At 42.2% G+C, this 24,448-nt stretch carries 27 protein-coding genes and 4 tRNA genes; 15 read left to right on the forward strand and 16 right to left on the reverse strand.

Going from position 1 to position 24,448, the window contains the following annotated elements; translation table 11 throughout:
* Positions 1-16: 16 nt before the first annotated feature.
* A complete protein-coding gene (locus FSC11_RS09800) occupies positions 17-409 on the forward strand; it encodes a carboxymuconolactone decarboxylase family protein (protein WP_163166632.1) in 393 nt (130 codons plus the stop codon).
* A gap of 380 nt (positions 410-789) precedes the next feature.
* Here the strand turns inward: FSC11_RS09800 and FSC11_RS09805 are convergent, their stop codons facing one another.
* The 9 genes from FSC11_RS09805 to FSC11_RS09845 form a co-directional block, all read right to left on the reverse strand.
* Positions 790-1,629 (reverse strand): NAD(P)-dependent oxidoreductase, encoded by an 840-nt coding sequence (locus tag FSC11_RS09805; protein ID WP_264821157.1) that lies wholly within the window; start codon positions 1,627-1,629, stop codon positions 790-792.
* 51 nt (positions 1,630-1,680) lie between these two features.
* Positions 1,681-3,042, reverse strand: coding sequence for a pyrimidine utilization transport protein G (gene rutG, locus FSC11_RS09810; protein ID WP_004782746.1), 1,362 nt, complete (start codon positions 3,040-3,042; stop codon positions 1,681-1,683).
* 33 nt (positions 3,043-3,075) lie between these two features.
* Positions 3,076-3,591 carry an NADH-dependent FMN reductase RutF gene (rutF, locus tag FSC11_RS09815; protein ID WP_373683632.1) on the reverse strand — a complete coding sequence of 172 codons (516 nt, stop codon included), beginning with the start codon at positions 3,589-3,591 and terminating at the stop codon, positions 3,076-3,078.
* A 145-nt stretch (positions 3,592-3,736) separates the two neighbouring features.
* Positions 3,737-4,117 carry a pyrimidine utilization protein C gene (rutC, locus tag FSC11_RS09820; RefSeq protein ID WP_163166636.1) on the reverse strand — a complete coding sequence of 127 codons (381 nt, stop codon included), beginning with the start codon at positions 4,115-4,117 and terminating at the stop codon, positions 3,737-3,739.
* A 33-nt stretch (positions 4,118-4,150) separates the two neighbouring features.
* Complete coding sequence (gene rutB, locus FSC11_RS09825; protein WP_163166638.1) at positions 4,151-4,912, reverse strand: pyrimidine utilization protein B; 762 nt, start codon at positions 4,910-4,912, stop codon at positions 4,151-4,153.
* On the reverse strand, positions 4,909-6,015 hold the full coding sequence (gene rutA, locus FSC11_RS09830; protein ID WP_163166641.1) for a pyrimidine utilization protein A: 1,107 nt from the start codon (positions 6,013-6,015) through the stop codon (positions 4,909-4,911). Before rutA ends, rutB begins: the two co-directional genes overlap by 4 nt.
* Before the next feature lie 337 nt (positions 6,016-6,352).
* Positions 6,353-7,144: a pyrimidine utilization protein D gene (rutD, locus tag FSC11_RS09835; RefSeq protein WP_163166643.1), complete on the reverse strand. Its 792-nt coding sequence runs from the start codon at positions 7,142-7,144 to the stop codon at positions 6,353-6,355.
* An 80-nt stretch (positions 7,145-7,224) separates the two neighbouring features.
* Complete coding sequence (locus tag FSC11_RS09840; RefSeq protein WP_163166645.1) at positions 7,225-7,482, reverse strand: hypothetical protein; 258 nt, start codon at positions 7,480-7,482, stop codon at positions 7,225-7,227.
* Positions 7,483-7,622: 140 nt separating this feature from the next.
* The gene (locus FSC11_RS09845) at positions 7,623-8,804 is read right to left on the reverse strand and encodes a trypsin-like peptidase domain-containing protein (protein ID WP_004810569.1); all 1,182 of its coding nucleotides are present in this window, start codon (positions 8,802-8,804) and stop codon (positions 7,623-7,625) included.
* A 172-nt stretch (positions 8,805-8,976) separates the two neighbouring features.
* Between FSC11_RS09845 and FSC11_RS09850 the strand changes: the two genes are divergently transcribed.
* The 7 genes from FSC11_RS09850 (at position 8,977) to FSC11_RS09880 (ending at position 11,769) form a co-directional block, all read left to right on the forward strand.
* On the forward strand, positions 8,977-9,735 hold the full coding sequence (locus FSC11_RS09850) for a Nif3-like dinuclear metal center hexameric protein (RefSeq protein ID WP_163166647.1): 759 nt from the start codon (positions 8,977-8,979) through the stop codon (positions 9,733-9,735).
* Positions 9,736-9,889: 154 nt separating this feature from the next.
* Positions 9,890-10,516 carry a superoxide dismutase gene (locus FSC11_RS09855; RefSeq protein WP_004810573.1) on the forward strand — a complete coding sequence of 209 codons (627 nt, stop codon included), beginning with the start codon at positions 9,890-9,892 and terminating at the stop codon, positions 10,514-10,516.
* Positions 10,517-10,663: 147 nt separating this feature from the next.
* Positions 10,664-10,739, forward strand: a tRNA-Asn gene (locus tag FSC11_RS09860).
* A gap of 5 nt (positions 10,740-10,744) precedes the next feature.
* Positions 10,745-10,820 (forward strand) — tRNA-Asn (locus tag FSC11_RS09865).
* A gap of 288 nt (positions 10,821-11,108) precedes the next feature.
* Positions 11,109-11,184, forward strand: a tRNA-Asn gene (locus tag FSC11_RS09870).
* 6 nt (positions 11,185-11,190) lie between these two features.
* A tRNA-Asn gene (locus tag FSC11_RS09875) sits at positions 11,191-11,266 on the forward strand.
* A 59-nt stretch (positions 11,267-11,325) separates the two neighbouring features.
* Positions 11,326-11,769 carry a DUF2726 domain-containing protein gene (locus FSC11_RS09880; protein ID WP_420867671.1) on the forward strand — a complete coding sequence of 148 codons (444 nt, stop codon included), beginning with the start codon at positions 11,326-11,328 and terminating at the stop codon, positions 11,767-11,769.
* 18 nt (positions 11,770-11,787) lie between these two features.
* Here FSC11_RS09880 and FSC11_RS09885 read toward each other — a convergent pair whose 3' ends face one another.
* From FSC11_RS09885 to glnA, 6 genes are all read right to left on the reverse strand, one after another.
* Entirely contained in the window at positions 11,788-12,054 is a 267-nt protein-coding gene (locus FSC11_RS09885) for a hypothetical protein (protein ID WP_005221434.1), read from the reverse strand.
* A 119-nt stretch (positions 12,055-12,173) separates the two neighbouring features.
* The gene (locus FSC11_RS09890; protein ID WP_227590975.1) at positions 12,174-13,343 is read right to left on the reverse strand and encodes an alpha/beta hydrolase; all 1,170 of its coding nucleotides are present in this window, start codon (positions 13,341-13,343) and stop codon (positions 12,174-12,176) included.
* A 164-nt stretch (positions 13,344-13,507) separates the two neighbouring features.
* Entirely contained in the window at positions 13,508-14,386 is an 879-nt protein-coding gene (gene ubiA / locus FSC11_RS09895; protein ID WP_004893927.1) for a 4-hydroxybenzoate octaprenyltransferase, read from the reverse strand.
* A gap of 6 nt (positions 14,387-14,392) precedes the next feature.
* The gene (locus FSC11_RS09900) at positions 14,393-14,914 is read right to left on the reverse strand and encodes a chorismate--pyruvate lyase family protein (protein WP_017401580.1); all 522 of its coding nucleotides are present in this window, start codon (positions 14,912-14,914) and stop codon (positions 14,393-14,395) included.
* Positions 14,907-15,182, reverse strand: a complete 276-nt coding sequence (locus FSC11_RS09905; protein WP_004893922.1) for a hypothetical protein — start codon at positions 15,180-15,182, stop codon at positions 14,907-14,909. Before FSC11_RS09905 ends, FSC11_RS09900 begins: the two co-directional genes overlap by 8 nt.
* An 86-nt stretch (positions 15,183-15,268) precedes the next feature.
* Positions 15,269-16,684, reverse strand: coding sequence for a type I glutamate--ammonia ligase (gene glnA / locus FSC11_RS09910; RefSeq protein WP_171056638.1), 1,416 nt, complete (start codon positions 16,682-16,684; stop codon positions 15,269-15,271).
* 800 nt (positions 16,685-17,484) lie between these two features.
* Here glnA and FSC11_RS09915 point away from each other — a divergent pair.
* The 7 genes from FSC11_RS09915 to FSC11_RS09945 all read left to right on the forward strand — a co-directional run bounded on the left by FSC11_RS09915 (position 17,485) and on the right by FSC11_RS09945 (position 22,899).
* Positions 17,485-18,069 carry an anthranilate synthase component II gene (locus tag FSC11_RS09915; protein ID WP_163166653.1) on the forward strand — a complete coding sequence of 195 codons (585 nt, stop codon included), beginning with the start codon at positions 17,485-17,487 and terminating at the stop codon, positions 18,067-18,069.
* Between the two features lie 6 nt (positions 18,070-18,075).
* Entirely contained in the window at positions 18,076-19,122 is a 1,047-nt protein-coding gene (gene trpD / locus FSC11_RS09920; protein ID WP_163167768.1) for an anthranilate phosphoribosyltransferase, read from the forward strand.
* 20 nt (positions 19,123-19,142) lie between these two features.
* Entirely contained in the window at positions 19,143-19,949 is an 807-nt protein-coding gene (trpC, locus tag FSC11_RS09925; protein ID WP_163166655.1) for an indole-3-glycerol phosphate synthase TrpC, read from the forward strand.
* Positions 19,950-20,299: 350 nt separating this feature from the next.
* A complete protein-coding gene (locus tag FSC11_RS09930) occupies positions 20,300-20,983 on the forward strand; it encodes a Smr/MutS family protein (RefSeq protein ID WP_005221425.1) in 684 nt (227 codons plus the stop codon).
* A gap of 93 nt (positions 20,984-21,076) precedes the next feature.
* A complete protein-coding gene (gene folE, locus FSC11_RS09935) occupies positions 21,077-21,625 on the forward strand; it encodes a GTP cyclohydrolase I FolE (protein ID WP_171249847.1) in 549 nt (182 codons plus the stop codon).
* A 95-nt stretch (positions 21,626-21,720) separates the two neighbouring features.
* The gene (locus FSC11_RS09940) at positions 21,721-22,080 is read left to right on the forward strand and encodes a cupin domain-containing protein (protein WP_111810417.1); all 360 of its coding nucleotides are present in this window, start codon (positions 21,721-21,723) and stop codon (positions 22,078-22,080) included.
* A 255-nt stretch (positions 22,081-22,335) separates the two neighbouring features.
* Positions 22,336-22,899 (forward strand): DUF4385 domain-containing protein, encoded by a 564-nt coding sequence (locus FSC11_RS09945; RefSeq protein WP_163166657.1) that lies wholly within the window; start codon positions 22,336-22,338, stop codon positions 22,897-22,899.
* Between the two features lies 1 nt (position 22,900).
* Here FSC11_RS09945 and FSC11_RS09950 read toward each other — a convergent pair whose 3' ends face one another.
* Complete coding sequence (locus tag FSC11_RS09950; protein WP_163166659.1) at positions 22,901-24,304, reverse strand: diguanylate cyclase; 1,404 nt, start codon at positions 24,302-24,304, stop codon at positions 22,901-22,903.
* Positions 24,305-24,448: the final 144 nt, after the last annotated feature.

Below are 24,448 nucleotides of genomic sequence, written 5' to 3' on the forward strand. Positions count from 1 at the left end.
AAATTGAGGATAAAGCATGTCACAACAAGATTATGAAAATGGCTTGAAAGTTCGTACCGAAGTAATGGGCGAAAGCTTTGTGCAGCGTGCTCAGGAAAATACCGTGCCTTTTACCCAGCCTCTACAGGACTGGATTAATGAACATGCCTGGGGTTCGACCTGGCAACGTGAAGGTGTATTACCGCGTAAGTATCGTTCTTTAATTACCATTGCCTTCCTGACCGCGCAAAAAAGTCCCACTGAACTGAAAGGCCATGTGCGAGGTGCGCTGAATAATGGCGCAACGGTTGAGGAAATTCAGGAAGTGCTGCTGCATAGTTTGCCTTACTGCGGCGCACCGGCAACCCAGGAAGCTTTTCGTGCTGCACTTGAAGTGATTCAGGAATATGAAGCGAATCGAGAGAAATAAATATAAGTGTATTAAAGCTCTTTCATAAATAATTCTTAATGATTAAAGATTATTTATGAAATTCCCTCTCCTCATAAGAGAGGTTCTTTATAAAAAATTTCTCATCCTCTTGCGGAGCATGCTCCTCATCCCTAAGGGAGAAGGAACATTAAATATTAATGAACAATCATTTTCTAATTTATAAAAGAAATCTATTTATTTAAATTGCTCAAATATCAGTTAAATTGAAAAATTGCTTAGGCTATTTAAAATAATGATCAATAAGAAAGCCGAGAGTTATTAAATTCCCGGCTTTTCATATTTTTGCTAGTAAATCTGTCGTTATGGATTTAATTCAAAATTAATAGGTTCTCTATGAATAGCAATTTATAAGAAAGTCTTTAACCCCTTAATTCAATTCGTGTACGTTGTTCCAACCCTTGTACCGCAGCGGAAAAATCCAGCTGACTAGCCTGAGGTCTGGCAATCTGCTGGAACTGTTGTTGCACCAATGACATGACTGATAAATCCAGTTGCTGCTGTTGCACCAGTTCTAAAGCAATACCAATATCTTTCTGCAATAGATCCAGCGCAAAGGTTTTATGAAACTCACGGCTCAGTACACGCTGCGCCATGATATTTTCCGACATGCTGCTTTTACCGCTAGAATGATTAATACAGTTTAGTGCACTGCTTAAATCAACTCCCTGTCCTTTCAGCACAGTCAGCCCTTCAGCCAATGCCCATAAGTGAGTCGCCATTAAGGTATTATTCACGGCTTTCACCGCAAAACCAGAACCGCTTTCTCCCACATATTCAATCAAACCTGCAAAGGCATCAATGATCGGCTTGACTTGTTCAAAGGCTTGTTCATTGCCTCCGACCATCACAGTTAAAGTACCGCGTTCCGCTCCAATGGTTTGGCCAGAAACCGGTGCATCCAGATAAAAACTGCTTTGTTGCTCCAAGAGCTTCGCCAGTTTCTGTGCTGATTCCGGTACACCACTGGTACAGTCAATCCAGATTGCACCTTGTTTGGGTGGATGAGCTGCAATTAATGCTTCTACATCCTGACTGGTCGGTAAACAGGAAAAGATAAAATCTGCCTGAACCGCCTGCTCAATACCAACTGCCTGCGTTACAAAAGTTTCGGCATGCGCTACAGCTTTCTGTTCAGTACGGTTCCAGACCCACACCTGATGTCCGAGTTTTGGCAAATGGGAGGCCATATGCCAGCCCATTGCCCCGAGTCCTAAAAATGCAATTGTATGACTCAAAAAATGCTCCTCATTTTAAACGACTGGCTTAGCCTCAACTTCGGTTACAGTTTCAGCTGGTTCAGATGCTGGTAATTCTTTATCTTCACCACGGTTCAGGAATAGATTCAATAGAATTGCGGCTAAGGTTGCGGTACCAATACCACCCAGATCAAAACCACCGATCTGCAAGCTATAGTTCCCTGTACCCATGATCAGACACACGGCACCAATAATCAGCGTACTGTTCTTGGTGAAATCAACACGGTTATCTACCCAAATTTTCGCGCCAGCCACCGTAATCAGACCAAATACGACAATCGATGCACCACCCAATAAAGCCACTGGAATGGTACTGATCACTGCGCCAAATTTAGGCGAAAGTCCGAGTAAAATTGCGAAGATACCAGCAAAGACAAATACAGTGGTTGCATAAACTCTGGTGACTGCCATTACACCGATATTTTCGGCATAAGTGGTCATGCCTGTACCACCGACAGAAGCTGACAATGAAGTACACACCCCATCAGCAAAGAAACCGCGTCCCATATACGGTGACAGGTTTTTACCGGTCATCGCAGAGACTGCCTTAAAGTGCCCCAGATTTTCTGCAACCAGGATAATTGCCACTGGTGCAATCATCAGCATGGCATTCATTTCAAAGACCGGACTCTGGAAATTTGGCAAACCAAACCATGCTGCTTCACTGACTTTGGTAAAATCAATCGCAGGTCCGAAGCCCATCACATTGGTGAAAAGGAAATAAATCAGGTAGGAAGATAATAAGCCCAATAACAATAATAGACGGCGTACCATTCCTCGGGTAAACACAGCAATCACACTGATACAGATAATGGTGATTAAAGCCATCCACGAATCAAACTGGTTCGCTGAAACACTCTTAATCGCCACGGGCGCCAAGTTCAAACCGATGATCATCACGATCACGCCTGTCACTACAGGTGGCATCAGTTTTTCAATCCAGTTGGTACCGGTTTTCATGACCAGCAGTCCAATTAAGGCATAAACGATACCGCAAGCAATGGTGCCGCCAAGGGCCAGTCCGATATTTGGATTCGCTCCAACTCCAGAATATCCCGTCACTGCGACGACCGCACCAATAAAGGCGAAACTTGATCCCAGATAACTAGGCAATCGACCGCCCGTGATCAGGAAAAATAAAATGGTTCCAATCCCGGTAATAAAAATCGTAAGATTAGGATCAAACCCCATTAATAAGGGTGCCAGCACGGTTGCCCCAAACATGGCAAACACATGCTGTAACCCGAGAATAATACTTTTCCCAGCAGGTAGATATTCATCTGTTTGCACGGGTGTGGTATCGAGATTGCCTTGATAAGGCTTAAATTTTGGAAACCACGTTTCTTTTTCTTGCATCGGCTTCCCCTCCTTGATTAGGATTGAATTGAATTAGCACATTTTGTGTGGCTCACAGTAAGAACGATTGAAATACATCAGCGCATTGCCTTGACTCTGGCACATGGCTTTCACTTCACAGAACAGCACGTCATGACTGCCTACAGATAAACATTGGACCACCTCGCAGTCAAAACTGACTAAGGCATCCTCAAGTACAGGCGACTGGGTCACCAAGGTTTTCCAGTTCCCCTGACTGAAACGCTCTGCCATTGGTGTTTTTCCACCAAACAGATTGGAGAGATGTTGTTGATGTGATGCCAATGTATTCACACACAACACCTGATTCTTTTTAAAGGTTTCATAGACTGAAGCAGAACGGTTCAGACACACCAACAACGTTGGTGGTGTATCCGTCACGCTACATACGGCTGAGGCAGTAAATCCTGCCTGTCCTGCCTCACCTTGCGTGGTAATGACATTGACTGCAGCCCCGAGATTGGACATGCCTTGACGGAAAATCTGCTGATCAACTTGGGTAAAGATGTCATCTGATGCGTTAGTCGCCAAAACCTTATTTAATGCGTTATTTTCTGCAACTGTTTCTGTGATGATTTTAGATAGTTTGGCATTCATGCTGTTCTCCCGCCCCCAAGTCAATATTCAGTTTCAGACCTGGGGCATCTAGTAATGAGATTGAATCAGGTGGATCGACTTATACATGGGCAATCGAAGCAATTTCGACCAGCGCATCAGGTTTGACCAAACCTGTCTGTACGCAATACCGGGCCGGCTTATCTCCCGGGAAATACTCTGCATACACTGCATTAATCGCGGCATAATCTGCCCAGTCTTTGACAAGCACATGGTTAAAGGTTACGTCATCCATGCTGCCACCGGCTTCTTCAATCACACGCTTGATGGTTTCCAGAATATGACGGGTCTGTGCTGCGGCATCACCGACATGCACCACATTATTATTTTCATCAAAAGCTAATGTACCGGATACATACACAATATTGTCTGCCTTGGTTGCCGGTACATAAGGTGCTAATGGTTTCGAGGTTCCTGCTGGAATAATGATTTCTTTAGGCATACTATTTTTTCCTTAATTCTGATCTTTAATTCTTTATGCGCTTACAGCTAATTTAGTTTCTTTTAGTGACTCACTTTCTTTTTGAAAGGTATCTACAAAATTTGCAGTATCTGACACCCAACCAAAGAAGGTCTTGATGTTATACAGACTGGCTTCATGAGCTTCGGCTGGGCCTGCCTGATGGCAGGCATCAGCAAGTGCGACACCGAAATACTCCAGGAAGAAGCCGTCACGTAGCGTTGACTCCACACACACATTAGTGGCAATTCCGACAAAGACCAGATTGCGAATACCTCGGACACGCAACATGCTGTCCAACGCGGTATTAAAGAAACCGCTATAACGTGGCTTTTCGATCACCAAGTCTTGTGGCAGTGGCTTTAACTCATCAATCAGTTCAAAATCCCAACCACCTTTTGCTAACAATTGCCCCTGTAATTCAGGCCGTTTACGCATGGTTTTTAAGGCATTGGATTTATGGAAATTTGGAGAATCCGTACCGCCCGCTTCCTTGTATTCTACATCCCATCCATTTTTGAAATAAATCACCTGAATACCGGCTGCATGTGCGGCATCAACAGCCTTTTTAATATTTTCCACTACTGGCTTGGTTTTTGAGACATCAAAGCCCGCCAGATCCAGATAGCCACCCTGAGAGGTATAAGCATTTTGCATATCAATCACAATCAAGGCTGTCTGTTCTGGTGCAAGACAGATCGCTTCTGGTTCAGCTTTAAGCGTTTTTCCTGTGCCGAGTTTTTCAGTAAAACCGGCTGTTACCACTGACTCACTCATGCACTTTTCTCCAAAACTGGTGCTTCACCTTCAATGACAATATGCTCACGGCATTTCATCAGTGGCTGGATTTTTTGACCGAAATCTTCAACGCCTTGAATAAAATCATCAAAAGTCAGTAACACACCTTCAGTACCCTTGATCTCGCCAATTTCATCCAACATTCGTGCCACATTTTCATAAGAACCCACCAGCGTACCCATATTGATATTGACTGGAGATACGCTAGAAGCCATTTGACGGATATTGGTATCTGTCCCGGAAGTAGTATCTTTACCACCCTGATTCATCAGCCAGTTAATCGCTTCCATGTCGGCACCGTCGTTATAGTGCTGCCATTTGGCTTGCGCTTCTTCATCGGTTTCTGCAGCAATCACCATAAACAGCACATAAGTCTGTACATCACGGCCAGTCACATCTGTTTTTTCTTTGAGGCGGTCATTAATTTCTGCATAAGCTGTTGGAGTATTCAGGCCTTTACCAAACACGAAGTTATAGTCAGCATATTGTGCAGAAAACTCTAAACCTGCATCAGATTGACCTGCACAGATAATCTTCATGTCGGCTTGTGGACGTGGGCTAACACGGCAATCTTCCATCTGGAAATGTTCGCCTTTAAAGTCTGATTTACCAGTCGCCCAAAGTTCACGCAGAATTTGTACATATTCAGACAGATATTCATAGCGTTTGCCAAAATAGTCATTACCTGGCCACATACCCATTTGGGTATATTCAGGTGGCTGCCAGCCAGTTACGACATTCAGACCAAAACGGCCATTTGAAATCGAATCAATGGTTGATGCCATGCGCGCGACAATTGCAGGTGGCATCACCAGAGTTGCGGCAGTTGCGAAAATTTTAATTTTGCTGGTGACAGCAGCAAGACCTGCCATTAGGGTGAAAGTTTCCAGGTTATGTTCCCAGAATTCAGTCCTGCCACCAAAGCCACGCAGCTTGATCATGGAAAGTGCGAAATCGAAACCATAGTGCTCAGCACGCTGTACGATTTGTTTGTTTAACTCAAAAGTCGGCATGTACTGCGGTGCATTTTCAGAGAGTAACCAGCCATTATTTCCGATTGGACAGAAGACACCTATTTTCATTTTCACACCTCATTATTTTTAACACTTATTCAAAATTCTGATTCCACTTCGGGGAATTTTATTTACAAGATAAACATTGCAAAGCGTGTGCCAACTATATTTAATTTATAAATATCATAAACTTAATATTTTATTTTTTGAATTTTTAGTAAAATATCTATTTTTACCTATGAGTCAATTTTGAACATACTGTTTCATTCAAGTGCACTCGTAGCAATTTGTGCATTTGCAGTTCATGCATCAATTCGAAGTAAAAACCATGCTGATGCTACAAAAATGATTGATTAGAAAAAATAAAAAACCAGACACTAGGTCTGGCTTTTAAAAAATCATCCAATTAAGGGGAAATCAGGAAGGAAAGGATCAATTGATTCACCTGATCTGTCTCGGTCACAGTAGATGCATGTGCACCTGTATCAAGCAAAATGAGGTGACTATGCGGCAGGTATTGTTGTAATTGCTGTGAACGTTGATAAGGCACCAGAAAATCATCCTGATTAGCAAGCAGATGCACACGAACATCTTTGAGTGCTTGCTGATGCTCTTCGTTTAGTTTAAAGGCCTGTACAGCTTGTAAGCGTGCTAGAACATTTGAAATTGGAGGAAAATCTAAAAGCTGCTTATTTTCTGCTTCAGTTAACTGATCAATATGAGTCGAGATCCATTGCGGCGGATAAAGAAATAAAGCCTGTGCTTTCACATAAGCCTCTGCCCCACTATTCAGCAATAAAGAAGTCCTTGCCTGAAAACATTTTTGGGTATGTGAGTCCAGTTCTCCCCAGGCATTCAACATGGTCAAACTCAGCAACCTAAATTTTTTCTCCGCCTGATAGGTTGCGAGCTGCATACCAATATGCCCACCCAACGCATGTCCAATAAAATGAAATTCGTGGATATCATGACTGATCAATAAATCTAGGATCTGCCGAGCCATATGATCTACGGAATAAGGCATGGGCAAGAGTTCAGAATCCGCATGACAACCTTCCTGATCATAGGTCACCACATGAAAATTTTGCTGTAAGGCTTTAATTTGAGGATTCCAGAAGCTGGCATGTCCGCCCAAGCCGGAGGAAAGCACTATATAAGGCGCATGTGCCTGTGCTGCAGAGTGAATAAACAAAGACATAAAACTCTCATATTTGAACTATGAGATGAATACAGCAAAATATATGCCTGAATAAGACTATTTTTGAACAATTGATAAAATTATAGCCAGTAGACATTAAAGCTATAATAAAATTCCTGCACCTCAAAACGTACGTTATAGCCCAGTTCAGTCAATTCTGCCGAAAGACCACGAATCTCTTCTAAAGGCAAATGTTTTGGAAATACTGTCAATACAGCAGTATTGCCTTGTCGGGCATTATCCTCAATTAATTGAGCCAAACGGGGCTTATACATTTCAATATTCAAGTTGACTACATTCGATAAAACTTTGGCCTGGTCCGCAGTCATAAAACTCATTGTTTTTACTCTTTTTTGATTTTATTCAATGAAATTAAATGATTTAAATCACATAAAATATTCGTGTTTTGTAAACCAAAAATAAAAATTAGTCATAAAAAAATCCCTCACCAGGAGAGATTTTTTAAGCGATTTAAATTTTATTCTGGTAAAGGAATATATTGCGATGATGTATTTTGCTGCTGTTTACGTTCACCCACCACAACCTCCAGATCCTGTTTTTTACCTTCACGTTCCACTTCAATCCTAATTTTACTACCTGGAGCTTGCAGAGCTACGTAGTTAATCAGATGTGAGGCTGAAGTAATCTGTTCGTCATTGACCATGATGATCTTATCGCCACGCTGAATACCTGCTTGGGCGGAAGGACCATTTGGCAATACTTCTGCCACAGTCACACCCTGTTCAGATGGTTTCATTACATCATTTCGTTGTGGCGGCAACAAGCTAATACCTAACCAGCCACGCACTACACGGCCGTCTTTCAAAATGGCATTCATGATCTGCTGACAGACTTTGGCTGGAATTGCAAAACCAATGCCTAATGAACCGCCAGACTGAGAGAAAATTGCCGTATTCACCCCAATCAGATTCCCTGAAACATCAATCAGGGCACCACCTGAGTTTCCTGGATTAATTGCTGCATCCGTCTGGATAAAGTCTTCATAGGTATTGATACCCAGATCAGAACGACCCGTCGCAGAAATAATCCCCTGCGTCACGGTTTGACCCACACCGAACGGATTACCAATCGCCAGAACGACATCACCGACTTCATTACCACTCAGTTTAAATGGCAATACCGGTAATTTATCCAGTTCAATCTTGATCACTGCCAGGTCAGTATCTGGATCAGTCCCAATCACTTCTGCTTCAGCACGGCGGCCATCATTTAAGGCGACAATGATCTGGTCAGCCTGCGCAATCACATGATTATTCGTCAGAATATAACCATCTGCACGCACAATTACGCCTGAGCCCAAGCTGTTTTCATTTGGCCCCTGAGAGAACTGTTCTGGCAACTGATCACCGAAAAACTCACGGAACACAGGATCATTCAGTAAAGGATTATCCTGTCTCTTTACTTTTTGTGTGGTAAAGATATTCACTACAGCCGGTGCAGCCACTTTCACCGCAGCGCTGTAGGAAACCACCCCACCAGCACGTGAAGTATCCAGTAATGGTTCAACTTTTTCAGCAGGCATTTTGACGCCATCTGGCGCAACAGGTGCTTTTGGCTTTTGCAACTGTTGCCAACCTAGAAAGACGATGATCACTAAGATCAGCAACACCCAAGGTAACCATGTAAAGGTCCGACGCACTTTATTATCCTCTGACAATATTTTTAATTTATTGATGACTAAGCAATTTGTGCTCTATTGTAAAGCTAAACACAAAACTAAACATAAAAAAAGCAAAAGAGATTTGTGCTGCTTTAGTTACAATTCAAAATATGTTTTGATGATAACAATTGAAAGGTTTAGAGAGAAATTTATGGTCAGATTGCAGGACATTATTCAATGGTGCGACCAAACGCTGATTGCACATGAATTCAAGGACTATGCCCCAAATGGTTTGCAAATTGAAGGTAAGTCTGAGGTCAATAGAATTCTGTGTGCTGTAACTGCTTCTCAAGGAGCCATTGAAGCCGCAATTGCTCAGGGTGCGGATCTCCTACTGGTACATCATGGCTATTTCTGGAAGGGTGAACCCTACCAGATTACTGGCATGCGCGGTAAACGGATTAAGACGCTAATTCAACATGATATCTCACTGGTTGGCTATCACCTGCCTTTAGACAGTCATCCGACTTTGGGAAATAATGCGGCAATTGCCGACCTATTGGAACTGGAAAATCTGGAACAATTAGATCCAAATGAACGTCGTCCAATTGGCAATATTGGCTATTTAAAACAGGCCATGACACCCGAGCAATTTAAGTCTTACGTTTCTGAAAAATTGGGCTTTGATGCGATTCATTTACCAGCAGGCAAAACTGAAATTCGTAAAGTTGGTTTCTGTACTGGAGGTGCGCAGGATTATATTCAAAAAGCTGCAGCACAGAACTGTGATGCCTATATTTCTGGTGAAGTGTCTGAACGGACCTTCTATGAAGCTCAGGAACTGGATGTGCATTATTATGCCTGTGGTCACCATGCAACCGAGAAATATGGTGTTCAACGCCTTGCAAAAGCTATTTCCCAGCAGTTCAATATTGAGTATAGTTATTTCGAATTAAACAATCCGATTTAATTTCACCTGATGGTATTTGACAGCGGCTTTATACGTATAATTTCAGGCTTTATTCTGTATTCTTATTTATCTGCAATGCGCATTTCTGCCTGTTTTTCTATTACAATAAAGCCACTTATTGTCAAAACCCAGCAAAATGCAAGGAATTGAAAACATGACAACCATTACTTTACCAGCATTACCTTACGGCTACGAAGATCTTGCTCCACACATCAGCAAAGAAACTTTAGAATACCATCACGACAAACACCACAATACTTACGTGGTTAACCTGAACAACCTGATCGCTGGTACTGAGCTTGAAGGCAAAACTCTAGAAGAAATCATCCTGGCTTCTGCTGGCGATTCATCTAAAGCAGGTATCTTCAATAACGCGGCTCAAGTTTGGAACCACACGTTCTACTGGAACTGTATGGCAAAAAATGGCGGTGGTGCTGCAACTGGCCCATTAGCTGCAAAAATTGATGAAGCTTTCGGCTCTTACGAAAAATTCGCTGAAGAATTTGCCAATGCTGCTGCAACTCAATTCGGTTCAGGTTGGGCTTGGTTAGTTGCTGACGAAGTTAACGGCAACCTTTCTATTCTTAAAACGTCTAATGCTGATACTCCAATGGCACACGGTAAAATTGCTGTGTTGACAATTGACGTTTGGGAACACGCTTACTACATCGACTACCGCAATGCTCGTCCTAAATACATCTCTACTTTCCTAGAAAGCCTGGTGAACTGGGACTACGCAAACGCGAAATATGCAGGTCAAGCTGCTGGTGTTGAGAAATAATTCTTTATTTCCAGTCTAAAAAATCACCCCTCGTGGGTGATTTTTTTATTTTTAAGTTATAAACGCATATTTATAAAGCAAACATTTCATTTCTTTCGATTAATTGGTTGACGGCTTTTCTTTTCCTGCCTAAAATGCGCATCAGATTCTCCAATAGCTCAGTCGGTAGAGCGACGGACTGTTAATCCGCAGGTCCCTGGTTCGAGCCCAGGTTGGAGAGCCATCTATTCTTCCATAGCTCAGTCGGTAGAGCGACGGACTGTTAATCCGCAGGTCCCTGGTTCGAGCCCAGGTGGAAGAGCCAAGATTCCAGAAAGCCCACTCATTGCGAAGTGGGCTTTTTTTATATCTATATTTTTAGATTGAAATCATATTGATCTACATGCGCTGTGCCACATCATTTCCGATGTTTCAGATCATTTACAAGAATTAAGGCTTATTAAAATCTGACTGCTGGCCTGTTTTACCTAAATATAACAGTTTGAACTAAAAACCTTTTCGACTATTTTTAAAACACTTGATTCAATTTCTACAGCTTTTTTCTAAAAGTGCCTTGACCCCTTTTTAAATCTCTCTATAATCGCTTTCAGATTCTCCAATAGCTCAGTCGGTAGAGCGACGGACTGTTAATCCGCAGGTCCCTGGTTCGAGCCCAGGTTGGAGAGCCAATCTATTCTCCCATAGCTCAGTCGGTAGAGCGACGGACTGTTAATCCGCAGGTCCCTGGTTCGAGCCCAGGTGGGAGAGCCAAGATTCTCGAAGAACCCACTCATTATGAAGTGGGTTTTTTATTTGCCCTAAGTTCTGCTGTGTTTCATTTGAATCAGATTATTTTTTTTGTGATTGGCTGTCTGGCAAGTTTCGCCTTATTTTGCCTGCTCTTCCCGCACCTGTTTACCCGCCAGCAAAAATTTTACCCCAAACGTGTCATTACTGCCTTTGAAAGCAGGATGTTTATTCGTCTGAAAGATGCTTTTCCTCATCATCATATTTTGGCACAAGTTGCTTTTAGTGCCTTGATTACTCATGACCAGATGAATATGCGAAGCAAATTTAACCGCAAGGTGACCGACTTTGTAGTGATGGACCGGGAATATAATGTCGTTGCAATTGTAGAGCTCGATGATCCGAGTCATTTTGGCAAAGAAAAGGAAGATGCAGAACGCGATGCCATGCTGATTGCAGCAGGCTATACCGTTGTCCGATACACGGAAATACCGAGCATCAGACAACTACAACGGGATTTAAGATAATAAATTTATATAAAATACTTATTGCTGAATATTGGCCTCTGAGGCTGCCTGCACATCTGTTTCAGCATTTTCTTGCTGTTCCACTGCCTGCTTTTTCTCAGCTGCCTCTCGTGCTTCAATTCGGGCGATCATTTCAGTCTGCTGCTGTTTATACTTTTCCTGATTTTTGGCATCACTATTTACAGCCAGAAATGCCATCGTGACCAAAAAAATTGGAATACATAAAGCCAGGGTTCCAAAAATAACCAGTTTCTTGACACTGCGGGGTTTTGTCTGTTGCGACATAACAAACCTATACTCTTGACCTAAAATCTTGAGCCACTATAACAAACTCAGATGATTGCTCAAGACTTAGCAAGATAACAAATAAAAAAGGAGCCGAAGCTCCTTGCAACATTCTATTTCTATTGATTCATAAACTCGTCTACTTTGTCTACAATAGCAGAAATATTCTGCGTCATAATCGTTTGATGATTAGCATCTGGATCAAGAAATAAATCATCATTATCCATTTCTTCTGCAACCTCTAAAAGTTTCGGAAACAATAATGTTGTAGTTATATAAGCAGGCACAGTTGTATCTTGTTCACCCTGGAATACATATACAGGTTTAGGAATTGGATTTTGTCCTGGCAAGTTTTCCTCTAAATAAGTACTCACATCATCATCCAGGATAAAGTTGGGTTGCAAAGCCTGATAAGTAGCGTACGTTCCACCATTATCAATATAAGACTGAATATCATTCCTAAAACCTTCAGCAACTCGTGGTGAACATTCAACTTCCGCAATTTGTGCAAGAGGAACTTTAGTTTCCAGGAAAGCCTGACTGTATTGGAAAGCTGGTCTTTCTGCCTTAATTCCTGAACTTACAATTGCCGCATAACCATATAAGGTTCCAGCAATCTGTTTTGCCGCCTGGATAGCTTCCGGTGTACCGGGATCTGCAACAGTAGCAGCAACAGCCAATCCATAATTTAAAGTTTCTGCCAGATAAGACGCTGGAGCAATTGCTACTGCACCCTTGTAATCAAAGTTAGTTAGCACACTACTAAATTCTGAAGCAGCAAGCGCTGCATGCCCACCTTGTGACCACCCTACCACGCTCCACTCATCAGCTAAAACATTGCCATAATATTTTTTAGCTTCGCTAATAGCAGAAAGAATAGAATTGGCTGCACTTTCAAGATTTAAATAAGGATGTGGTTCATTATTATTACCCAGACCCTCATAGTCTGGTGCAATGACCGCATAACCTCGCTCTACCAATTCCATGACCAGATCTTTTTCCTCTCCAGTTAATGGAAGACGTGAAGGAGCACATTTGTCTGCCGCTCCGGTCGTGCCATGCGCCCAAACCACAATCGGCCAACCACCTGCAGGTGGTGTACCTTTAGGTGTAAAGACCAAGGTTGTAGCACGAATATTTTTATCTTGAACGCTCTGCATGCTATAGCTGAAAATATCATGACGGTCGACCATTGCCTTTACTTCATCATCCACTGCATAGATTTGTACTGGATTAAATCCGATAAATTCATCATCACCGTCATTACATGCTGTTATTAACAGTGTCATTGAACATATGACTGCCAAAGAAGTTTTTTTGAAACCGTTTTTCATTATGCTATTCATATTCTAATCCCTTATTGTTGTTAATCTTTTTCATGGAGCAGATTTGAATTAATCATAAAAAAAAGCACCCTTATAGGATGCTTTTGTTATGAATTGACAGTATGCAGTTACAGAAGTGCAGCAAAGATTCCCAGGAAAATCATCAGGCCAACCCAACGGTTATGCCTAAAAGCCCAGAAACAGCGCTGCGGATCTTTGTCTCTGGTTTTTAACCACTGGTAAGCAAAATCGATTGCTACCGCAATTAAACCAATCAAGCCAAATGGAACGAGTAAGCCTTCGACCCATAAGGCTGTGCCAATCAAAACAAGACTAATGACCTGCAGTACACTGATGATTTGAATATCATATTGACCAAATAAAATGGCAGTCGATTTCACGCCAATTTTCAAGTCATATTCACGATCGGTAATTGCATATTGGGTGTCATATGCTACAGTCCAGGCCAGATTACCAAAATACAGCAACCAGCAGGTTAAATCCGGAGTCTGCCCTACTGCGGTATAAGCCATGGGAATGGACCATGAAAATGCCGCACCCAAGAATACCTGCGGTAAATGCGTATAGCGTTTCATAAAAGGATAAATGAAAGCTAGAAATAAAGCCCCAAATGACCAATAGAACGTTTCAATCGGTAAGAAGAACAGTAAGCAGGCACTAGCAGCCACCAGCACCAGGAACACCATCACTGCTTCTTTACCACTAATGATTCCAGTTGCCAGTGGACGTGTTTTGGTTCGCTCCACATGTGCATCCACCTTTCGGTCGGCAAAGTCATTAATGGCACAACCTGCTGCACGCATAAGGATGACACCAAGAATCATCAGCATCAGAATACTCAGATCAGGTATTCCCTTTGCAGCCACCCAAAGTGCCCACATGGTGGGCCAAAAAACCAGTTCTGTGCCAATAGGCTTATCAAAACGACAAAGATAATAATAGGCGCTCAGACGTTCACGCCAGCTAATTGCTTGTGCAGTTGCCATATCAAGTTAAGCCTGTTGATTTTCTATATATTGCTGGAAAGCCGGTAAAAATGTTTCTTGTACGATAAATTTACAGCCATGCCAAGTATAACAGCTCTGGCGGGTCCACCCATCTTCAAGATAGATCACACGACGCTCACAATACGGATTGGTACGCTGGAATAACAGCCAGCCAATCGGCTTCGATCCAATATGCTGAAAAATCCGTGCCCGTTTTTGCAGGCTTAAAATCGGGAAAATACTTTTAGCCTTCACCCAAGGTTGTTCATCACAACCATATAAATAGCTTTCCCGCACCCAAGAGGTATGCTGATGTGGCATCCTCATCCAACTGGCATTTTCAAAGCTTAATCGCTGAAAATGTTCTTTTAACGGCCGCACCCTAAATTGCCCATCTGCCAAATCAGTTAGTTGCTGGGTCAATGATCCTGATGCATATAGCCATTCCCGAAATACAGCTGGTATCTGCTGTCTAGGCTGATTCTTAAATTTTAAACTCACAACATTCCCAACTTCATGATCAGGCATTATCTGTCTTGGCGATAACTTCATATTTGCCACTTGGCAGTTTTTTCAGAATTATTCCATCTGTGGTGATATAAAAGCTTTGCGGATAGTCATAATCCAAAGCCAATTCAGGATTTCGCAATGCAATGAATTCCACCTGCTTATAACCTTCAGGTGTACGTCCGACTTCTATATAGGTCACTTCAGAAAAATTCAGTTTAAAACCTTTACTGTGATCTTGCGGATCAATCCAGGGAAAAAAGCCAGTATGTTTTTTACGTGCTGCCATAATCATTTATCTTTAATCAATAACAGCATCATACAAAAAAACCCGCACAAAGGCGGGTCTTTTTTACAGTGAAATTCTTGGAAGAATTACAGGCTGTAGTACATATCGAATTCAACTGGGTGAGTAGTCGTGTTCAGACGACGTACTTCTTCAGTTTTAAGCTCGATGTAGGCATCAAGCATTTCTTTAGTGAACACACCACCTTTAAGCAGGTAATCCTGGTCCGCTTGAAGCGCTTCAAGAGCCATTTCAAGGCTGTGTGCCACTGTAGGGATTTTAGCTTCTTCTTCTGGAGGAAGATCGTACAAGTTCTTGTCTGCAGCTTCACCTGGGTGGATCTTGTTCTGGATACCGTCAAGACCAGCCATCAACAATGCAGCGAAACCTAGGTACGGGTTCATCATTGGATCAGGGAAACGTGCTTCGATACGTTTGCCTTTAGGGCTAGAAACGTATGGAATACGGATAGAAGCAGAACGGTTACGCGCAGAGTAAGCCAACATAATTGGTGCTTCGAAGTGCGGTACCAGACGCTTGTATGAGTTTGTAGACGGGTTAGTGATCGCATTCAATGAACGCGCGTGTTTGATCACACCACCGATGAAGTAAAGTGCAGTTTCAGAAAGACCTGCATATTCATCACCAGCAAACAGGTTCTTGCCATCTTTAGAGATTGACATGTGAACGTGCATACCAGAACCGTTGTCGCCTACCATTGGTTTAGGCATGAAAGTCGCAGTTTTCGCGTATTGGTGCGCAACGTTCCAAACAGCATATTTAAACTGTTGTACTTCGTCTGCTTTACGAACCATTGTGTTGAAGCTTACACCGATTTCAAGCTGGCAAGATGCAACTTCGTGGTGATGTACTTCTACACGGCCTGGGCCCATGATCTCTTCGATTTTTGCACACATGTCTGCACGCATATCGTGGTGAGAATCTACAGGAGGAACTGGGAAGTAACCGCCTTTAACACGTGGACGGTGACCAGAGTTACCTGATTCGTAGTCTTTGCCAGTTGACCATGCAGCCTCTTCAGCGATCAATGTATGGCGAGCGCCAGACATGTCGATTTCCCATTTTACTTCGTCAAATACGAAGAATTCTGGTTCAGGACCGAAGAATGCAGTATCACCAATACCAGTAGATTTTAGGTATTCTTCTGCACGGCGAGCAATTGAACGAGGGTCACGGTCATAACCTTGACCAGTTGAAGGTTCAATGACATCACAAGTCACAACAACTGTAGGCTCAGCGAAGAACGGGTCGATAAAACCTGTTTCAGCATCTGGGCGTAAAATCATGTCTGACGCTTCAATACCTTTCCAGCCAGAGATTGAAGAACCATCGAACATTTTACCGTCTTCAAATGTATCTTCATCAATAGTGTCTGCTGGGTAAGTCACGTGTTGCTCTTTACCTTTAGTGTCTGTAAAACGGAAGTCTACCCATTTTGCGCCACTTTCTTGGATGAGTTGAAGGACCTTGTTCGCCATGCTCAATTTGCTCCGATGTTTTTTTGTTGCACTTACGAAGTGCGTGTTAGTAGTTGGTAGTTATTAAGCAATTACCGTACCAACTTTTAAAAGTATAGCTAAAATCTTGAAATCCTTATGAGAATACGTGGATTGAAAGAAATACTTTCGGCCTATTATACTGTCTGTATAATTAAATGCACTATATTCAAGCATTCTCTGTGATTTTTGTTTCGTTAGATTTCACACTGCACCTTAACAGTGCGGTAAAATCACTATAGATGTTATTTCTGGTAAATAATGATGAGCTTATGTAGCTTTTATAAACTTTAGGTGAGTTTTTAATCGATTTAAAAGGTATTTTTGTATTATACTGCGAATATTCAGTTTTTCTTAAAGACTAAGGTTAAGAAAATACTCACCAAATTGAGTCACTTTAGATAAATAAACGATAAGAATACTGTTCCGTTTTCTCCGCCTGCTAATCAACTGTTGTTTTTTAAAGCAACTCATAAAAAAATTAAAACATCAAAATTATGTATACATATTTTTTGACCTTAACTTACTTTTAGTTATTTACTATATTTTGGTTATATCCCCGTGTGTGTTGAGCCTTATCAACCCTGTTCATTTGGCTAAGCAGAAAAATTGGGCAAATTGTTGCGCCGTAGTTTCAGATTATTTGCTATGATGATTGTCGCTTTATTTTCACACAATGAAATCAACAGTTTAATCAGCTTTTCTAGCTAGCTAAAAAACTGCTAATAAAGCACGCTCTGAATTACTCAAGCACAATTTAAGTGCATTAATTTCAATAGGTTAAGCTCATGCTTTTAATGATCGACAACTATGACTCCTTTACTTACAACATCGTCCAGTACTTTGGCGAGCTGAATCAAGAAGTAAAAGTAGTCCGTAATGATGCCGTGACTTTAGAAGATATTGAGCGATGGCAACCTAAATATCTGGTCATTGGCCCTGGTCCATGTTCTCCAAGTGAAGCCGGTATTTCTATTCCTGCGATTCAGCACTTTTCTGGCAAGATTCCGCTATTAGGCGTATGTCTCGGCCATCAAAGTATTGGTCAGGCATTTGGCGGTGACATTGTGCGCGCTAAACGTGTCATGCACGGCCGTCTATCCGACATGTATCACAGTGACGAAGGGATTTTCAGCAACCTGCCTTCTCCATTTTCTGCGACGCGCTATCACTCACTGGTGATTGATCAGGCGACCTTGCCGGAATGTCTGGAAGTGACCTGCTGGACCAATGAAGCAGATGGCTCAATGGAAGAAATCATGGGCGTAAAACATAAGACATTACCTGTTGAAGGTGTGCAGTTCCATCCGGAGTCCATCCTAAGCCAGCATGGCCATCAAATCTTTAAAAACTTCCTAGAAATTTATGCGTAAATAATGATGAATATTCAACAAGCTTTAAACCATATTACAAAAAACATTCACCTGACTCAGCCACAAATGGAAGATGTGATGCGTTGCATCATGTCGGGTGAAGCCACCGATGCGCAAATTGGCGCCCTGATGATGGGTCTACGCTTAAAAGGCGAAAGCATCGATGAAATTACTGCTGCAGCACGTGTAATGCGTGAATTGGCACTGAAAATTGATGTCAGCGATTTGCCATATTTGGTCGACATTGTCGGTACAGGTGGTGATGGTCAGAATTTATTTAACGTCTCTACTGCTTCAAGTTTTGTGATTGCGGCTGCAGGCGGAACTGTTGCTAAACATGGCGGTCGTGGTGTATCTGGTAAATCCGGTTCATCCGATGTCCTAGAGCAAGCAGGTATTCGCCTTGATCTGAGTCTTGAGCAGAGTGAACGTTGCATTCGTGAAATTGGTGTAGGGTTTTTATTCGCCCCAAATCACCACAAAGCCATGAAATATGCCGCTACGCCACGTAAAGAATTGGGTTTCCGTAGTATTTTTAACTTACTCGGCCCGCTTACGAATCCGGCTGGAGTAAAACGCTTTGTCATTGGTGTCTTCTCGCATGAATTGTGCCGCCCAATGGCTGAAGTGCTTAAGCAACTCGGTGCTGAACATGTCATGGTGGTGCATTCACAAGATGGTTTAGATGAAATCAGTTTAGCATCTAAAACTTATGTGGCTGAACTCAAGAATGATGAAATCACTGAATGGGAAATCATTCCTGAACAGGTCGATATTGCCTCTCAAACCTTAACAGGTCTAACCATTGACAGTGCTGCCGACAGCTTAAAACTGATTAAAGACGCGTTAAGCAAAAAGAAATCTGAAATTGGTGAGAAAGCCGCAAATATGGTGGCGCTTAATGCTGGTGCAGGTATCTATGTAGCTGGTTTAACCACCAGCTATAAACAAGGTGTTGCTCTTGCCCATGACATTATTTATGGGGGGCAAGCTCTAGAAAAAATGGGCATTTTGGCAGAATTTGGAAATACGCTCAAAGAATACGACATCTAAGACAGCAGGAATTTTTAATCATGGTAGATATCGCAAATACGATTCTAGGTAAGATCGTAGACCGGAAAAAAGAAGAATTTGCTGCACGTCTGAAGCAAAAAAGTTATAAGGATGTTGAAGAGCTGGCTCAAGCTGGCACACCTGTACGTGGCTTTGCTCAATCATTGCTGGCTAAGCGCCCGGGGGTGATTGCTGAAATCAAGAAAGCATCTCCATCCAAAGGCATTATCCGTGAAAACTTTAATCCAGCGGAAATTGCCGCACAGTATCAGGATGCAGGCGCTGCATGTTTATCCGTATTGACCGATGTGGATTTCTTCCAGGGTGCTGATGAGAATATTCAGATTGCACGTTCGCATTGCGATTTGCCAGCCCTACGTAAAGATTTCCTGATTGATCCTTATGGGGTGATTGAAGCGCGAGCTTTACATGCAGACTGCATCTTGCTGATTGTGGCTTGCCTGTCTGATCAGCAACTGGAAGAAATGTCAAAGACTGCTTTTGAGCATAATCTGGATGTTTTAGTCGAAGTGCATGATGAGGCCGAACTCGAACGTGCGTTTAAACTTTCAGATCGCTGCCTGTTGGGTGTAAATAATCGTAACTTGAAGACCTTTGATGTCGATTTAAATACCTCACTGCGTTTAAAACAGTTACTCGATCCATCTCGCCTGTTGGTGACTGAAAGTGGTATCGCAACACCTGCGGATGTCGCGATGATGCAGGAACATGATATTCATGCCTTTCTGGTTGGTGAAAGCTTTATGAAACAGCCGCGTCCGGATCATGCATTCCGCGAACTGTTTGGTGAACCAGAAGCTGTATAAAAATTTTCAATTCAGGGCAAAATTCGTTTTGCCCTGATTCTTCCTACTCCCTGAATCAACTTTTAGACCTTCTAATTTATCTGTTTTTCTGTTCTGCCCCAGCTTGAAATCTCTCTCTAAAATTCAGCCTATCAACCTGGATATAATCAAATACATTCTGCTTATATGAACAGTAAGACCTAAAAAATCAAATAATAAACGTGAGCTCTTATTGTATATTCACGTTTAAATTTCATTTAAATATTCACTTGAACAGAATACCTAAACAGTATGAGCGCAATGCAGTTCTCATTTTCTTGAATCAGGACTATAATTTATCAATATTTTCGCATCTTGCATGTTTTTTGATTATGAGCAAACACGATTCTTCGCTTTCCAAAGATCAGTTTAATTTGCTGAAGCAATTTAAAAAACAGATCAGCAATCCACAGCCACGCGTTGAAGTTGAAGCACCTGCGGTGAAAACACCTGAACAGGAACAAGCTGATGAGCTGGAATTGTTTCGTAAACAGATGCAGGGTGTACAAAAAATCGATAATAGCAATATCGCAAAAATCGAAAAAGCCGGCAAGAAAAAACCGGATGCACAGACACTAGCCAAACGTGCTGCTGCTGAAGGTCCGATGCAGACTGATGAAACTGCCCTTTCAGATACCCAAGCCATGCTGAATCCAGTCGGAAGTCAGGCTGCGCTGAGCTATCGCATTGCGACCTTACAGCATAAAGTCTTTGAAGATCTGAAAGCCGGCAATCTGCGCTGGTATGAAGCAGTCGATCTGCACGGCTGTACCGTGGAAGAAGCACGTGTTGCAGTATTGCAAATTATCCAGATGGCGAAAGATGAAAACCAGAACGTGATTAAGATCGTGCATGGTAAAGGTCCGGAAGCCATTTTAAAGACCTACGTAAATGGCTGGCTGCGTCAGCACCGTGATGTTTTGGCCTTTGTCAGCGCACCTGAAAACCAGGGCGGTACTGGCGCTGTGCTGGTTCTGCTCAAGCGTGCGGAAAAGAATCCAAAGTTCAAACAGTAATCGGAATTAACTCCAAATTAAGGCAATGTAATAGTTTTCTGCTACAATGCCGTCCTTGTTCTATCTCAGTGTAAGTGAATACGTCATATGACTATGCAGCAATCCTACGCAAACATTCTTACTGCCGTTGGTGAAGATTTAAATCGCCCTGGTCTCAAAGATACGCCTGTGCGTGCTGCGAAAGCGTTTTCGTATTTAACTTCCGGCTATAGCCAGACTCTGGAAGAAGTGACCAATAATGCGGTATTCCCGTCTGATAACCATGAGATGGTTTTGGTCAAAAATATCGAATTCTATTCGCTGTGTGAACACCATTTATTGCCATTTTATGGTCGTGTGCACATTGCTTATTTGCCAGAAGGCCGTGTTTTAGGTCTGTCTAAATTTGCCCGTATTACTGAAATGTTTGCACGTCGCTTACAGATTCAGGAAAATCTGACCCAGCAAATTGCAGAAGCAGTGGCTGAAGTGACTGGCGCACGTGGTGTGGCTGTGGTGATTGATTCTGCGCATATGTGCATGATGATGCGTGGTGTGGGCAAGCAGGAATCAACGACACGTACTGTTTCTTTTGTGGGTGATTTTAAAACCAATAAAGAAGAACGTCGTGAATTCCTGAGCGCAGTACCTGAAGCTTACTAATCGTTTTGATTTCAAAAGCCTCGACACTTGTTGAGGCTTTTTTATATGTGCTTTAATTTGTTCAATTTCAGATAACTTTAGCTTGAGGATTCACTATGTCATCAATTTGGTTAGCAGGTCACGGTTTAACCCAGAGTGAAACCACAATTGATTATCCCCGTCCTGATCGCCTGGTCGCTGGCAATCCTAAACGTTCTACACAAAGCTTGTATGATCATCCCAATATGAATTGTGGTATCTGGGAATGCGAAGTCGGTGCATGGAATATTGTGTTTGCTGAGAATAAACAGGAATTCTTTACGGTCATTGAAGGTACAGTTCGCCTGCATGATGCCAACAAAAAAAGTTATGTAGAAATCAAAGCGGGGGATGCAGGTATTATTCCGCCAGGCTTCGTCGGTACTTTTGAAGTAGTAGAAGCAGTCAAAAAATACTTTGTCGTCGTTGAAGCCTAAAACCTGCTTTTGCAGGTTTTTCTTTTTTTAAAATTATAAATAAATTCGACTTCTACAATTCATTACAGCATCACTACCCGCTTTAGCACTCTTTCAGCCTACATTATTGCTGATCATCTATTCAGTTATGCAGATTGATCTGCTTGTCTATTGCACTTAATAAAAAATACACACATTTTAAGAAAGCTCATGGACTTCAAAAATACAGACAGGCATTCATGGTTATAGGGAAATATAGATACATAAGGAGAAAATATGACGATTAAAAAATCTTCAAAAAATGTTCCCCGTAAAACCTCGCGGGTAGTTTCGACCAGTTTTGATTACTCGCTGGATTTTGAAAAAATTGATTTTAGAAAACGGCCTGAATTGTACCGGATTGGACGTGGTGAACAGGGCGTTCTTTCAGTTGAACCGTATAAATCGGAAATTTTGCCACATTGGCGTTTTGCCGATGAAGAGAAGGCCCAAGCGAGCAGTACTAAGATTTATGCCATGTTTCTGGATTATCTGGAAAAGGAAGATTTTATTGGTGCGGATATGGCACGTAAATTCTTGCAGATGGGCTATACCCGTGCCCGCCGCTATGCCAATCATAAAGGGGGTAAAAAATATGACGGTCCGGTGCCAGATGACAAAAAAGGATTGAGCGGCGCTCACGGCAGAGACGAATTGCCTCGTCAGCGAGAAGATCCCGTTAAAGCTGCCGCAGCACGTATCTTTAAACAAAAATGGGATGAAGCCAAACTGCATCCCGAGTACATTAAGCAAAAACAGAAATTTAAAGACTGGATTGAATCGCTGCAATCCCATCAATAATTTAGGTCATTGATGGCGTATTCAATACTCGTGTATCCGGGTCATTTTTTGCCAGATACACCCGATTACGACCAGTATTTTTTGCTGCATATAAAGCTGTATCGGCAGTATCCAGGAACTTCTGGTAATCCGGATGACCATCATAAATCACACAGCCAATACTCACGGTAAACTTGAACTGCATACCCTGTGCAGTCGTAATTATGCCTTCTTCAATAAATTTACGGATATTTTCTGCAATATTCATGGCACGGCGTTGATCGGTATCGACCAGTAACAGCAAGAATTCTTCACCACCCACACGAAAAGCATAGTCACTGCCCTGACTGTATTTCTGTAATCCATCCGCAATAAATTTCAGGGCCAGATCACCCGCCGCATGACCAAATTTGTCGTTAATGGTTTTAAAGAAATCGGCATCCAGCGCCAATAAGGCAAGCGGTGTCTGGTTCTGACGTGAATAAGTAATTTCGCGGGAAATAATGGTATTTAGATAGCGACGATTGAGTAATTGAGTCAGGGAATCATTTCCCGATTCAATATATTCTGCCACCTGAAATAGCTGATCAATCAGATGCTGAATCTCACGATTCAGCTCACGAATCTGCTGAATCAGGTTCAGTTTTTTTGTTTTGTCCTGACATTCTAAAATGATCTGATTTAGCGTATCGACCTGATGAATGCGTTCAATAATTAGCTGAACCTGATCTGAGCCGGTAAATGCATACGAGGCTTTATGAATAAACCATAGGCCAAATTCAGATTTGGACAGTAGTGGATGACGTAGGGTTTCCTGACCTGAGAACACTTTGTACATCAGCTCATTTTCCCAGTCGAGTAAGCAACTACGCTGCTTATCTTTTTGTACTGCAACATCCTGCATGGCAGAGAACAGACGATAACTGTGCTTGATTTCCTGATTTTTGGCAGTTTTTGCCTCATAGGAACGACACATAATTTCAGTGGCAAAGCTCATAACCTGTACCAGATAGCTACAGGTCGTCAGCGTCAGCAACTGTTCATCTTCTTCTAACAGCTCAAATATCTTGCGTTCAATTTCACGTACACCACGCATAATCAGCCAAGACGGAATACCTACCCGGGCATGGACATGACCTACGGTATGCTGTTTCTGTACAGCCTGTAAATAGTGCTTATTAATACCGACACTAAAACTTTCTAACAGCCATTGATGCAAGGTGTTGCGCAGGCGCTGCTGAATCAAATCGTCAGAAAAGAACTCTGCCGACTCTTTTTCCACCAGCATATTTTTATAAAACTCTTCCACCAGTATCAGGGCATTATCCTTTATAAACTGGAAGGCATGGACTAAATCATCTGATGAATAATTTTGGCATATATGCTGCCACTGTCCCGCTAGCATATCCATACATTCATTGTCCATACTCAAACACCCCAATAAATTAGGTGAACAATATATCAAATTTATAAGCTATCGTTACCCCATGCATCCATAATTTTGATGAAACGACATCTAAACTAGCTACAAAATCCTTATATTTTTGTAACTTCTATTTTTTATTTAAAT

The sequence above is a fragment of the Acinetobacter schindleri genome (assembly GCF_010918895.1).
Taxonomy (GTDB): domain Bacteria; phylum Pseudomonadota; class Gammaproteobacteria; order Pseudomonadales; family Moraxellaceae; genus Acinetobacter; species Acinetobacter schindleri.